13 protein-coding genes and 1 riboswitch are annotated in these 12,623 nt (G+C 34.8%); of the genes, 8 read left to right on the forward strand and 5 right to left on the reverse strand.

The annotated features are described in order from the left end of the window. Positions 1 to 3 precede the first annotated feature (3 nt). The 4 genes from odhB (at position 4) to NKG37_RS18955 (ending at position 2,496) form a co-directional block, all read left to right on the forward strand. Positions 4 to 1,251: a 2-oxoglutarate dehydrogenase complex dihydrolipoyllysine-residue succinyltransferase gene (gene odhB, locus NKG37_RS18940; protein ID WP_169188571.1), complete on the forward strand. Its 1,248-nt coding sequence runs from the start codon at positions 4 to 6 to the stop codon at positions 1,249 to 1,251. A gap of 182 nt (positions 1,252 to 1,433) precedes the next feature. Next, the gene (locus tag NKG37_RS18945) at positions 1,434 to 1,838 is read left to right on the forward strand and encodes a gamma-glutamylcyclotransferase family protein (RefSeq protein WP_016203773.1); all 405 of its coding nucleotides are present in this window, start codon (positions 1,434 to 1,436) and stop codon (positions 1,836 to 1,838) included. Between the two features lie 181 nt (positions 1,839 to 2,019). Then, positions 2,020 to 2,220, forward strand: a complete 201-nt coding sequence (locus tag NKG37_RS18950) for a hypothetical protein (RefSeq protein WP_254415110.1) — start codon at positions 2,020 to 2,022, stop codon at positions 2,218 to 2,220. Positions 2,221 to 2,292: 72 nt separating this feature from the next. Beyond that, complete coding sequence (locus tag NKG37_RS18955) at positions 2,293 to 2,496, forward strand: DUF6501 family protein (RefSeq protein WP_169188572.1); 204 nt, start codon at positions 2,293 to 2,295, stop codon at positions 2,494 to 2,496. Between the two features lie 159 nt (positions 2,497 to 2,655). Here NKG37_RS18955 and NKG37_RS18960 read toward each other — a convergent pair whose 3' ends face one another. From NKG37_RS18960 to NKG37_RS18970, 3 genes are all read right to left on the reverse strand, one after another. Continuing rightward, positions 2,656 to 3,933 (reverse strand): voltage-gated chloride channel family protein, encoded by a 1,278-nt coding sequence (locus NKG37_RS18960; protein WP_169189674.1) that lies wholly within the window; start codon positions 3,931 to 3,933, stop codon positions 2,656 to 2,658. Between the two features lie 130 nt (positions 3,934 to 4,063). Next, positions 4,064 to 4,123: riboswitch (Fluoride riboswitch) on the reverse strand. Positions 4,124 to 4,199: 76 nt separating this feature from the next. Then, a complete protein-coding gene (yidC, locus tag NKG37_RS18965) occupies positions 4,200 to 4,988 on the reverse strand; it encodes a membrane protein insertase YidC (protein WP_169188573.1) in 789 nt (262 codons plus the stop codon). A 30-nt stretch (positions 4,989 to 5,018) separates the two neighbouring features. Continuing rightward, the gene (locus tag NKG37_RS18970; RefSeq protein WP_016203778.1) at positions 5,019 to 5,315 is read right to left on the reverse strand and encodes a hypothetical protein; all 297 of its coding nucleotides are present in this window, start codon (positions 5,313 to 5,315) and stop codon (positions 5,019 to 5,021) included. A gap of 514 nt (positions 5,316 to 5,829) precedes the next feature. Between NKG37_RS18970 and NKG37_RS18975 the strand changes: the two genes are divergently transcribed. From NKG37_RS18975 to NKG37_RS18990, 4 genes are all read left to right on the forward strand, one after another. Next, a complete protein-coding gene (locus NKG37_RS18975) occupies positions 5,830 to 6,369 on the forward strand; it encodes a cysteine hydrolase family protein (protein ID WP_016203779.1) in 540 nt (179 codons plus the stop codon). Between the two features lie 28 nt (positions 6,370 to 6,397). Next, positions 6,398 to 7,858 carry a nicotinate phosphoribosyltransferase gene (locus tag NKG37_RS18980; RefSeq protein ID WP_101731182.1) on the forward strand — a complete coding sequence of 487 codons (1,461 nt, stop codon included), beginning with the start codon at positions 6,398 to 6,400 and terminating at the stop codon, positions 7,856 to 7,858. Positions 7,859 to 7,870: 12 nt separating this feature from the next. Beyond that, positions 7,871 to 8,695: an ammonia-dependent NAD(+) synthetase gene (nadE, locus tag NKG37_RS18985; RefSeq protein WP_169188574.1), complete on the forward strand. Its 825-nt coding sequence runs from the start codon at positions 7,871 to 7,873 to the stop codon at positions 8,693 to 8,695. A 183-nt stretch (positions 8,696 to 8,878) separates the two neighbouring features. After that, positions 8,879 to 9,022, forward strand: a complete 144-nt coding sequence (locus NKG37_RS18990) for a hypothetical protein (protein WP_169188575.1) — start codon at positions 8,879 to 8,881, stop codon at positions 9,020 to 9,022. 70 nt (positions 9,023 to 9,092) lie between these two features. Here NKG37_RS18990 and pflA read toward each other — a convergent pair whose 3' ends face one another. Then, on the reverse strand, positions 9,093 to 9,824 hold the full coding sequence (gene pflA / locus NKG37_RS18995) for a pyruvate formate-lyase-activating protein (RefSeq protein WP_169188576.1): 732 nt from the start codon (positions 9,822 to 9,824) through the stop codon (positions 9,093 to 9,095). 99 nt (positions 9,825 to 9,923) lie between these two features. Then, entirely contained in the window at positions 9,924 to 12,167 is a 2,244-nt protein-coding gene (gene pflB, locus NKG37_RS19000; RefSeq protein WP_254415111.1) for a formate C-acetyltransferase, read from the reverse strand. Between the last annotated feature and the right edge of the window lie 456 nt (positions 12,168 to 12,623).

Raw genomic sequence — 12,623 nt, forward strand, 5'->3', positions numbered from 1 at the left:
AAAATGGCAGAGATAAAAGTACCAGAATTAGCTGAATCTATCACCGAAGGAACCGTAGCACAATGGTTAAAGAAAACAGGGGAGTATGTGGAAAAAGGCGATTATATCGTTGAACTTGAAACAGATAAAGTAAATGTAGAAATTATTTCAGAAGAAAGTGGGATTATTCAAGAATTAAAAGCAAATGAAGGGGATACAGTCCAAGTTGGTGAAACAATTGCGATTGTCAACGCACAGGGAGTTGCTAAAGAACCTAAGGCTGTCGAAAAAACACCTGAAGCAGAGGTAAAGGCAGAGGCTCCGAAAACCGAACTGCAAACAGAAGCAGATACAACAATTAATAAACAAATTCCGATTGCTTCCCCAGCTGCTCGCAAATTGGCTCGGGAACGTGGGATTGATTTAACAGCTATCCAGACAAATGATCCATTAGGAAGAATAAGAGCACAGGATGTTGCAGCATTCGATCAAAAGTCAGCTGCAGCTGCACCGACACAGCCTGCTCAAGCACCAAAAACTGAAAAATCAGCTCCTTCTGTTGAAACAGATAGTCGTGTTGAGAGAGTGAGAATGACAAGAAGAAGACAAACGATTGCTAATCGACTATTAGAGGTAAAGCAAAATACAGCAATGCTTACTACTTTTAACGAAGTAGATATGACAAATGTTATGGCCCTTAGAAATCGCAGAAAAGATGCATTCCAAAAAGAAAATGATGTGAAGCTTGGATTTATGTCTTTCTTTACGAAAGCTGTCGTTGCAGCTCTAAAGAAAGCACCATTATTAAATGCAGAGATACAAGGTGATCAAATTGTCTTAAAAAAATACTATGACATTGGTATTGCAGTATCAACAGATGAAGGACTTGTGGTGCCAGTCTTAAGAGATGCAGATCGAAAGAACTTTGCAGAAATTGAAGGGGAAATTTTAGAATTTGCTAGTAAAGCAAGAAACAATAAACTTTCCTTAAGTGAGTTACAAGGTGGTACATTTACCATTACTAATGGTGGTGTGTTCGGATCCTTGTTATCCACGCCGATCCTTAATGGACCACAGGTTGGTATTCTAGGAATGCATAAGATTCAGTTACGACCAGTTGCGATAGACGCCGAAAGAATGGAAAATAGACCAATGATGTATCTTGCTCTGTCCTATGACCATCGTATTATTGATGGAAAAGAAGCAGTTACATTCTTAGCAAGAATTAAGGACCTATTAGAAGATCCAGAATCATTATTGTTTGAAGCTTAATAAATTGTTTAACATATAGATACAGAGTGTTTCTGAAATTAGAAACACTCTGTATTATTTTCTTTCCCACTCTTAACCGGTAGTTGGCTCTACACTGATGGTTAGTTTTCTTTATAATAGAATAATGTTTTTGGACCGTCTCTTAATAAAAATGCATTATTTAAATAGGAGGAAAGTAAGGAATGAAAAAAACAGTACTTGTTTTTGTATATGGATCCTTGCTGAAGGATGAAGTAAATCATTATATGATGAAGAACTATCCTTGTCTTGCTGAAAATGTGTGGATATATGGCAGATTATTTGATGCAAGGTTAGAATATCCTTTTCTGATAATCGATGACCATAAAAAAGTGTTAGGTGAGCTTTATGAAGTCCCAGTAATAGATGTACCTATTTTAGATGAATTTGAAGATTACAATCCTATTGGAACAGATAATTTATATGAGCGAAAGGTAGTTACCGTACATAAAGAGGATAAAACTTGGGAGGCATTTGTTTATGTCTGTAATCAAGAAGAAATGCTTGTAAACGAAATTATGGAGGATAGTTGGAGAGCTTTTCGAAATAAACCTATATCCCATTCTTAACGAGCAGTAAGAACCCCACTATAAGCTTGCGGAAAATCGAAGAAGCTAGATGGGGGATGAGAAAAACTCCATTGTAAGAAGTTTTCTTTATAATAAATGTTACCAATATAGTTTTTTGGTTTAATGGACCGTTTTTTTGTGGTATAGAATAATATCGACATCATGGAAAGAAGGTCATAATATGTTTATTCAAGAACATAATAATTTATATGCTATCAAGTATAATCATACATCCTATTATGCTATGGGTTTCAAACGCTTAGATTGGATTAATGGCTTGTGTTATATGACTTTTTACCAAGCAGATACAGGCAAATGGTTTACTTTTGAAAGAAATAAGATGAAATGGATGACAAAGGAAAAACAGAATTTGGTTTCATAATGAGAACTTGTTGCGCTATGTATCGTTTTCCCTTTATACTAGGATAGTACTAGAATGAAGGGAGCTAAACAAATGATACATCAAAATTGGGAAAGTAAATCATCCATCAAAAAAGTAAAATGTATACATACCGATGCAAGTAAATACATTGTTAATAGAGTATTAACAGTAGGAAAAGAATACGAAGTAAAAAACGAAACAGAGGAATTTTACTTTGTTGTGGACAACACTGGAAAAGTCGGCGGTTTTTACAAAGATTACTTTCAAAGCATATAAAAGTTTAAGATGTCTTTAATGACAAAAGCGTTGTGCAAACGTCCGAGTGGTTCAACTAACCATCAGTGGGGGAGGAAGGAAAATCCCCACTGATGGAAGTTTCCTTTTATCCTATTGGGAAATATCGACAGAAAAGTAAATTCTAATCCTTCGTATATACTAGGTCTTTTTAGTTTTTTTACTCTTCTGGTTTTTTATGGAGGCTAATGTTGATTGTTTCGGTATTTCAATCCATCTGTTTTTTGAAATCTCAATTTGTTGAGAAGTATAGATTCCTGTGTGCCCAGAAAATAGGTAACTAATAATACAAACGATAAAGAAGTAAATACTTGCTTCTAAACCAAATAATTCAATTCCCATAATAAAGCATGCGATTGGTGTATTTGTTGCGCCACAAAATACCCCAATAAATCCTAGTGCAGCCAAAAATGGAGCTGAGACATATAAAATATCTCCTAAAACACTTCCTAATGTTGAACCTACAACAAATAATGGAGTAACTTCTCCACCTTGAAAACCCGCCCCTAGTGTTAAAGCTGTGAAAATTAATTTTATTAAAAAAGTGAAGAAAGATACTGTTCCTTCAAATGCTTGATCAATTAAAGGAATACCAAGCCCTAAGTACTTTCTTGTTCCCACGATAAAAACAAGAATCACCACAACAACTCCACCAAAAAAACTTTTAATTACTGGATTTGGAAATATTTTTGTATAAGTCTTCTTTAGCCAGTGAGTTAATTCACTGAATAATGTACTTGTTAAACCAAAAAGGACGGAAGCTATCACAATTTTTAGAATCAACAGCCATGATAATTCTGGAATACTACCGATATTATAATGGTGATGATGTATACCCCAGGCACTAGTTACGATATCTCCTACAAAAGCTGCTACAAAACTGGGGAAGATTGCTTCATGTCTAATAAGACCAATTGCCAATACTTCTAGCCCAAATACTGTACCTGCAAGTGGGGTGCCAAATACAGAGCCAAACCCGCTACTAATTCCACAAATCATGATAATTTTCCGGTCCATTTCATCTAATTTAAATATTTTTCCTACTAACTCAGAAAAAGCACCACCCATTTGTACGGCAGTCCCTTCACGTCCGGCTGATCCACCGAATAAATGAGTTATTAATGTACCAAAAAGGACTAAAGGTGCCATCCGAAAGGATACACTTTCCTTTGCACCATGTGCTTGTTCAATAATCAAGTTATTTCCTTTCGAGGAATTTTGACCGAACTTCCAATATAGAAAACTGACGAGGGCTCCTCCAACTGGTAATAAAAATAACAACCATGAATTAAATTGCTGCGTTTTTGTTGCCCAGTCTAAACTTGCTAAAAAAAATGCAGAAGCTGAACCAGCTAAAAGTCCTACGCTTCCACCTAAAATGATCCATTTTACGATATAAAATAGTAGACCAATTTGCATTTTTTGAGAAGAAATAGTTACAATACTTTGTTTTAACTTATTCAATTCTCTCTCTCCTTTTTACGTTAGTATGGTACATTTAATAAAAAAAAATAAACTCCTACTAGGGAAAGAACCATTTCAGGTTACATCTCTAGTAGGAGTCATCAGCTCTAACGCGTTTAAGGTGAACTCCATCACCTTTTAAATTAATGTACAATTAATTATACAATATGCCAGTATTTAGGTAAATAAGAATAATGCCCTAAAGCTTTTAAAGTGAACTATTATTTCTCTGTAACTACTTTAGCAGTATTAGTTTGAGGGGGATATAACTTTCTTCCTAATAGAGATTGGAAAATAAGGAATATACCACCAACCGTCCAATAAAGCGGTAATGCTGCTGGGGCATTTAAAGACACCATTACGATCATAATAGGCGAAATCAATCCCATGATACGCATTTGTTTTTGTTGCTCTTGGGTCATCGTGCTTTGTGATACTCTAAACTGCAGGTAATAAACAATACCAGCTAACGCTGTTAAAATAAGGTCAGATTGACCTAAATTAAACCATAAGAATGAATGGGTTGCTATTTCTTGAGAACCACGAATAGCATAATAGAAGCCCATTAAAATTGGCATTTGTATTAGCATAGGCAAGCAACCGATATTCAAAGGATTAATATTATTTTTTTTATATAAATCCATCATTTCCATTTGCAGTTTTTGCTGTTCTTTTTGATCTTTTGTGGTTTTGATTTTTTTCTGAATTGCTTCCATTTCAGGTTTAATTGAATCCATTTTTACTTTCATCAGCTGTTGGTTTTTATATTGTTTAAGCATTAAAGGCATTAGGACCAAACGAATAACTAATGTAATCAATATAATCGCAAGACCGTAGCTGCCTACAAAGACATCTGCTGTTCCATGAATAATTGCAATGAAAGGCTCAACAAATATTTTATGGAAAAACCCATCATTATTTCCTGCTGTGGATGAAGAACAGGCACTTAATAAAACAGTAGATAAACCTAATAGCATAATTAATAAAGTATTTTTAGATAATTTTTTCAACGTAATTCCTCCAAATTTGTTAGTTAAATATTAGATAACAAAGGAGGAATTTGGTTTCTCAGGATCATCATGTGAGCTCTCTATTCTTTTACGGATATTTTTAACAATCCAGTGCAAAATAGGAGTATTATATTTTTGAACATTCATATTTATTGTCGTAATCGAAACATCTAAAGATAGTTGCTGTTCTGAAGCAAAAAACTCTTGTTGAACAGTTATTTTTATGTTCCAATCCCATAAATATTTCAGTACTAGACCTACTAAAAATGTATAGTAAACCGTTTGATAACTAGGAAAAAACGTAAAGTCTAATAATAAATCAATCATTTATACACCTCGTTATTAGTGAACAATAAAATTATATCTAATTCAATGATGAAAAGCAATTTTCAACTGGGGCTATAGTAGAATTTTAAAGAGATTTAGAATTTTTTATGACAATTTTTGAAGGCTTTATATAAAAACTTTTTTGCAACTTTTATAAGAAGGAGTATTTGAATAAAATCAGAAGAATTAACTATTTCTAATAGGAAAAAATAAAATGAATGGTATAATAAAGGATAGTTTAAATATAAATCAAGGTGTATTCTAAAAATGATGTTTTTAATAGGCTGCTTTCTAAAGATTGTTGTTTTTTCAATAGGAGAAAAGAATTAGTCGGAAAAATGGAGCAGCCGTAATACACGTAGATGCTTGCGAGACAGGTGAGACCCCGGAGGCGAAACTGAGGAATCTCAGCGCGAGCCCCACGGAAAGCGAAGTGTATTCCGTCTGCTGGTAATAGCAACAATCTTTACGAGTACTGTCTTTTAATGAGTTCTGAAATTTAAGGGGGGATTTAATGAAAGCTCTAATTAATATAGATTACACCTTTGACTTTGTTGAAGGTAATCTACCATGCGGAGAACCTGCCATTGTAATAGAAAAAGAATTAGTGAAAATCACTCAGAATTTTATCAACAATGGAGATTATACCGTTTTTGCAATCGATTTGCATACGTTAGATGATCCATATCATCCAGAGTCTAAGCTTTTCCCACCTCACAATATCGCTGGAACAAAGGGAAGAGATTTATATGGAACGCTTCAAAAAATATATAAGGACCATAAGGATTTAACCAATGTTTATTGGATGGATAAAACTAGATATAGTGCTTTTGCAGGCACAGACTTACATATAAAATTGCAAGAAAGATCGATTAAAGATATTTATCTAGTTGGCGTTTGTTCAGATATATGTGTGCTCCATACCGCAATTGATGCTTATAATCTTGGCTATAACATCCATATATATGAAAATGCCGTTGCTTCATTTAATGAAATTGGCCATCAATGGGCATTGGATCACTTTAAAAATGTACTAGGAGCTACTATCCTTTAGTCGTTTAGGGTTTGCAGGAGGACTATTAATGAGTTTTAATTATAAAGATGACAGTTTAATGTTACATACTGACTTATATCAAATAAATATGGCTGAAACATACTGGGAGGACGGTATTGCTGAAAAAAATGCAGTCTTTGAAGTATATTTTAGAAAATTGCCTTTTAATAATGGCTATGCTGTTTTTGCTGGTTTAGAGCGAGTGATTCAGTATCTAGAGAATCTCCAATTTTCAGAAGGCGATATCGAGTATTTAAGGCAAGAGGGATTTAAAGAGGATTTTCTTGCCTATTTAAAAGATTTGCGATTTACCGGAAGTCTCCGTTCAGCAGCTGAAGGAGAAGTGGTTTTTGCAAATGAACCACTAATGAGAATTGAAGCGCCTCTGGCACAGGCACAAATTGTGGAAACAGCCATTTTGAATATTGTGAATTACCAAACATTGATTGCAACGAAAGCTTCAAGAATTAAAAATGTAATTGGCGATGGGGTTGTAATGGAGTTTGGCAGTAGACGTGCCCATGAGCTGGATGCTGCCCTTTGGGGAACACGAGCAGCTTTCATCGGTGGCTTTAGTTCAACATCAAATGTAAGAGCAGGAAAGTTATTCGGCATTCCGATTTCAGGAACCCATGCACATTCGATGATACAGGCTTATCATGATGAGTATATTGCTTTTCATAAATATGCGAGAAGACATAAAGATTGTGTATTTTTAGTTGACACCTATGATACATTACGTTCTGGGGTTCCTAATGCCATTCGTGTAGCAAAGGAATTAGGAGATAGTATAAATTTTCGGGGAATCCGCTTGGATAGTGGCGATTTAGCTTATTTATCGAAAGAAGCTAGGAAAATGTTGGACGAAGCAGGTTTCTACGATACAAAGATTGTAGCAAGTAATGATCTGGATGAATATACGATTATTAACTTAAAAGCACAAGGAGCAAAAATTGATATTTGGGGAATTGGAACAAAATTAATCACAGCATACGATCAACCTGCGCTTGGTGGCGTTTATAAACTCGTTTCTATAGAAGATGAAGCCGGTAATATGCAAGATACGATTAAAATCAGCGGCAATCCAGAAAAAGTGACTACACCTGGATTAAAAAGGGTATATCGAATTATAAATGATGTCAATGGGAAATCAGAAGGAGACTATATCTGTATGGAATCTGAACATCCGGAAACAGATGAGCGCTTAAAGATGTTCCATCCGACCCATACGTACATCAGCAAATTTGTTACAAATTTTACAGCAGTAGATATACACCAAGATGTAATTAAGGATGGTAAGTTAGTATACGAGACGCCAGATATCTTTTCTATCCAAAAATATTCTGAGCAAAGCTTAGAAATCCTTTGGGATGAATATAAGCGTTCCTTAAATCCAGAAGAGTATCCGGTGGATTTAAGTCCGTTATGTTGGGAAAATAAAATGAACCACATAGAAAAGGTCAAGATATCTATTCAAAACCGCAAATAAGGAGGAAAAATCATGCGTAATTTACAACAAAAAATTATGAAGGATTTAAATGTTCAAGCTGATATTAATCCAAAAGCAGAAATTGAAAAAAGAGTCCAATTTTTAAAAGATTATGCAAAAAAAGCAAACTCAAAAGGTTTCGTATTAGGAATTAGCGGAGGACAAGATTCATCTTTGGCTGGAAGATTGGCACAGCTTGCAGTTGAACAACTTCGAGAGGAAGGGCATGATGCAACATTTGTTGCAGTTAGACTACCCTATGGTGTTCAGACAGATGAAGCTGATGCGAAACGAGCACTAGAATTTATTAAAGCGGATAAAGAGTATGTTTTTAATATTAAAACTCCTGTAGATGGAGTAAAAGAAGTATATGATGGAATGAGTGAAACTCCATTAGCGGACTATCATAAAGGGAATGTAAAAGCTAGAATGCGGATGATTGCGCAATATTCAATAGGTGGACAAGAAAATTTACTTGTAGTTGGCACTGATCATGCTGCAGAAGCTGTTACGGGTTTCTTTACGAAGTACGGGGATGGTGGTGCAGACGTACTACCGTTAACAGGTTTATCGAAAAGGCAAGGAAAGCAATTATTAAAAGAACTAAAAGCGGAAGAAGCTATTTACCTAAAAGTTCCGACAGCTGACTTATTAGATAATAAACCAGGACAAGCAGATGAAACGGAACTAGGTATAACGTATGATCAATTAGATGATTATTTAGAAGGAAAAGAAGTTACACAAGATGTGGCGGAGAAAATTGAAGCACGCTATTTAATGACAGAGCATAAGAGACAAGTTCCAGCATCTATGTTTGATGAGTGGTGGAAAGAATAATAAAAATAAGAGGAATTGAGTAATTAATCTCAATTCCTCTTATTTTATATACTTTCAATATCAAAATAATTACTCTGCACAAGCATGTACTACTTTTTGGCATACCCTATAAGGAAAGTACAAAATATGTAAATGCAATTAATTTAAATGTTTTGTACGAAAAAAATCAAAGGAGGGAAATAAATGTTTAAAATTCTTGGTTTAGATGTCGATTTTGTATTTTTAAATATTCCTGTATCTTTTGAATACGAACTAGCGATAGGAAAAAAACGTCATCCACACCCACCATACCCACCATATCCTCCATTTGCAGACAGAAGTGCTTAAATAGCATACTTGAAAAAGAGACTTGAACTTCTAATATGAAATTCAAGTCTCTTTTTTTGGGAAAATGCTTTTAATTATTTCTGTTTAAAATAGTAGTCGCAAAATCAACAGATTCTTGCGTAGGTGGTTCTATTCCTTTAAGTGGATATTCTAGACCGAGCGTTTCCCATTTATAAACACCTAATTTATGATAGGGAAGAATATCAATTTTTTCTACATTTTCTAGAGTAGCGATAAAATCACTTAGTCTAGTTAAATCTTCTTCGTTATCATTAATGGTTGGGACTAATACATGGCGTACCCAGATCGGGATTTTTTTGCTGGATAAATAGGTAGCAAAATCTAAAATATGATCATTACCCATTCCTGTTAGTTTAATATGTTTTTTACGGTCGATATGTTTTAAATCGAGTAAAACTAAATCCGTATATTTCATTAATTCATCTAATTGCGCTTGAAAAGAAGGGGCTTTTGAATAACAGCCACCAGATGAGTCAATGGTTGTATGAATGCCGAGTTTTTTACACGCTTTAAATAGTTCGATTAAAAATGGAATTTGTAATAATGGTTCCCCACCACTTACAGTAATACCTCCACCAGAAGGTTCGATAAAAGGAAGGTATGTTTTTAAATCATTGATAATGTCCTCTACAGACATTTGCTTTCCAGTACCAATTTCCCAAGTGTCTGCATTATGACAAAATTGGCAGCGAAGCAAGCAGCCTTGTGTAAACACTACATAGCGAATACCAGGACCATCCACCGTTCCAAATGTTTCAATTGAATGTATATTACCGTTCATGATTATTTCCTCCTTATAATAAACCCGCGAGCCATTAAAGTAGCACTGTAAGAAGTAGGGTTGAGGGATCATGCGAAAATCCCTCAACCGTCCTTTTTGTTACATAGATTCGTGGAAAGTACGACTAATGACGTCTTGTTGTTGCTCACGAGTTAATTTAATAAAGTTAACTGCATATCCAGATACACGAATCGTTAATTGTGGATACAATTCTGGATGTTCCATAGCATCTAATAATGTTTCTCTGTTAAATACGTTAACATTTAAGTGGTGACCAGCTTTTGCTGCATAACCATCTAAAATAGATACTAAATTGTTTACACGTACATCATCTTCTTTACCAAGTGCTTTCGGCACGATAGAGAATGTGTTAGAAATACCATCTAGAGAATAATCGTAAGGTAATTTAGCAACAGAAGATAGGGATGCTAAAGTTCCTTTTGTATCACGACCATGCATTGGGTTAGCACCTGGAGCAAATGGTTCACCAGCACGACGACCATCCGGTGTATTACCAGTCTTTTTACCATAAACAACGTTGGAAGTAATGGTTAAAATAGACATAGTATGCATAGAATTGCGATATGTTTGATGCTTGCGTAATTTTTTCATAAAGCTTTCGACAAGTCCGATTGCAATGCTATCAACAGCATCATCGTTGTTTCCATATTTAGGGAAATCACCTTCTGTTTCAAAATCAACAGCTAGACCATTTTCGTCTCTAATAACTTTTACTTTTGCATGCTTAATCGCACTTAAGGAATCAGCCACAACACTTAATCCAGCGATACCAGTAGCCATAGTACGAAGAATTTCTGTGTCATGAAGAGCCATTTCAATTCTTTCGTAGCTATACTTGTCGTGCATATAGTGGATAACGTTTAATGTGTTAATATAAAGTCCAGCTAACCATTCCATCATGTTATCAAATTTCTCCGATACTTCTTGGTAATCTAGATATTCAGAAGTGATTGGAGCGAATTTAGGTCCAACTTGGACTTTTAACTTTTCATCTTTACCACCGTTAATTGCATATAATAAACATTTAGCTAGGTTAGCACGTGCTCCAAAGAACTGCATTTGCTTACCAATTTCCATTGCTGATACACAACAAGCTATGCCGTAATCATCGCCCCATTGAGATTTCATGACATCATCGTTTTCATATTGGATAGCACTAGTTTGAATAGACATTTGTGAACAGAATTTTTTAAAGTTCTCCGGTAATTGAGTGGACCAAAGAACAGTTAAGTTTGGCTCTGGAGCAGGTCCTAAGTTATCTAATGTATGAAGGAAGCGGAAAGAGTTTTTTGTAACTAAAGGTCTTCCATCATTAGCCATACCGCCAATAGATTCTGTTACCCATGTAGGATCGCCACTGAATAATTCATTATAATCAGGTGTACGAGCAAATTTAACTAGGCGAAGCTTCATAATAAAGTGATCAACAATTTCTTGTGCTTCTTTTTCAGTTAATATACCGTTTTCTATATCTCTTTCTACATAAATATCTAAGAAAGTAGATACACGTCCTAAGCTCATTGCTGCACCGTTTTGTTCTTTAATTGCTGCAAGGTAGCCAAGATATACCCATTGGAAAGCTTCTTGAGCATTAGCTGCTGGTCTTGATAAATCAAAACCGTAAGCTGCACCCAATTCTTTTAATTCGTTTAAGGCACGAATTTGCTCAGAAACTTCTTCTCTTAATCGAATTGTTTCTTCTGTCATAACAGAACTTGTCGCTCTTTTATCTTTTTGTTTTTCGTTGATTAGGAAGTCAACACCGTATAGCGCGACGCGACGATAGTCTCCAATAATTCTACCGCGGCCGTATGCATCTGGAAGACCTGTAATGATAGCAGCTTTTCTAGCTAATCTCATTTCATCTGTATAAGCATCAAATACTCCAGCATTATGAGTTTTGCGGTGTTCACTAAAGAATTTTTCTAGCTCTTCATCCGCTTTATAGCCATAAGATTCACAAGCTTGGACAGCCATTCTAATTCCGCCATTTGGTTGGAAAGAGCGTTTGAAAGGTTCATCTGTTTGTACACCGACAATCTTTTCTTTCGCTTTATCTAAGTAACCAGGACCGTGAGAAGTTATCGTTGATACGATATCTGTATCTAAATCGTAAACGCCGCCTCTTTCTCGTTCTAATTTACTTAATTCCATTACTTGTTCCCATAATTGTGTAGTTTCTAATGTAGGACCTGATAAGAAAGCAGAGTCACCATAATATGGATTGAAATTTTTTAAGATGAAGTCACGAACATTTACTTCTTTCTGCCATGATCCATTTTTAAAGCCTTCCCAATAATTAGTTGTTTCAACTTTTTCCATTATAATCACCTCATGATTTAATAAAAATATATAACAGAAAGCTTTTTTCTTTCTGTTTTAACTATAACAGATAATGTGTGAGAACAATCACAATAAATGTGTACATCTTGCGAATATTCTGTGTCGTAAATGTGAACTCCAGTAGTACCAACTGCTTAAAGCGTGTTTTCTCAAAATAATTAAAAGAAGAAAGGGAAAAACCTTTAAATAACTGTTATATAGATTTCTTTCGTTTTTCACTAACTGTTATACAATAGGACGTTTTTATTTTTAGAAGGAGAGGAGAAGTTTTCCTTTTAATAGAATAGTGACAATCATTTTGTCCATACTATTGGATAGGAAAGGAAATCTATTTGATAAGAACGTAGAAAAAAGTTCCTTTTCTTTTCTATTGTAGATAAGGTATGATTAATTCTAGGTCTCAATTACTAGAGTAGAAACAATCGAAATGTAAGA

This window comes from Niallia sp. RD1 (assembly GCF_024219955.1).
In the GTDB taxonomy this organism is placed as follows: Bacteria; Bacillota; Bacilli; order Bacillales; family Cytobacillaceae; genus Niallia; species Niallia alba.

Coding starts and splice junctions, on each gene's coding strand:
- NKG37_RS18945 (WP_016203773.1), top strand. CDS start 1,434: ATGAAAAAAACAGTACTTGTTTTTGTATATGGATCCTTGCTGAAGGAT.
- pflB (WP_254415111.1), bottom strand. CDS start 12,167: ATGGAAAAAGTTGAAACAACTAATTATTGGGAAGGCTTTAAAAATGGA.
- NKG37_RS18990 (WP_169188575.1), top strand. CDS start 8,879: ATGTTTAAAATTCTTGGTTTAGATGTCGATTTTGTATTTTTAAATATT.
- NKG37_RS18970 (WP_016203778.1), bottom strand. CDS start 5,315: ATGATTGATTTATTATTAGACTTTACGTTTTTTCCTAGTTATCAAACG.
- nadE (WP_169188574.1), top strand. CDS start 7,871: ATGCGTAATTTACAACAAAAAATTATGAAGGATTTAAATGTTCAAGCT.
- NKG37_RS18955 (WP_169188572.1), top strand. CDS start 2,293: ATGATACATCAAAATTGGGAAAGTAAATCATCCATCAAAAAAGTAAAA.
- pflA (WP_169188576.1), bottom strand. CDS start 9,824: ATGAACGGTAATATACATTCAATTGAAACATTTGGAACGGTGGATGGT.
- odhB (WP_169188571.1), top strand. CDS start 4: ATGGCAGAGATAAAAGTACCAGAATTAGCTGAATCTATCACCGAAGGA.
- NKG37_RS18980 (WP_101731182.1), top strand. CDS start 6,398: ATGAGTTTTAATTATAAAGATGACAGTTTAATGTTACATACTGACTTA.
- NKG37_RS18960 (WP_169189674.1), bottom strand. CDS start 3,933: ATGCAAATTGGTCTACTATTTTATATCGTAAAATGGATCATTTTAGGT.
- NKG37_RS18975 (WP_016203779.1), top strand. CDS start 5,830: ATGAAAGCTCTAATTAATATAGATTACACCTTTGACTTTGTTGAAGGT.
- NKG37_RS18950 (WP_254415110.1), top strand. CDS start 2,020: ATGTTTATTCAAGAACATAATAATTTATATGCTATCAAGTATAATCAT.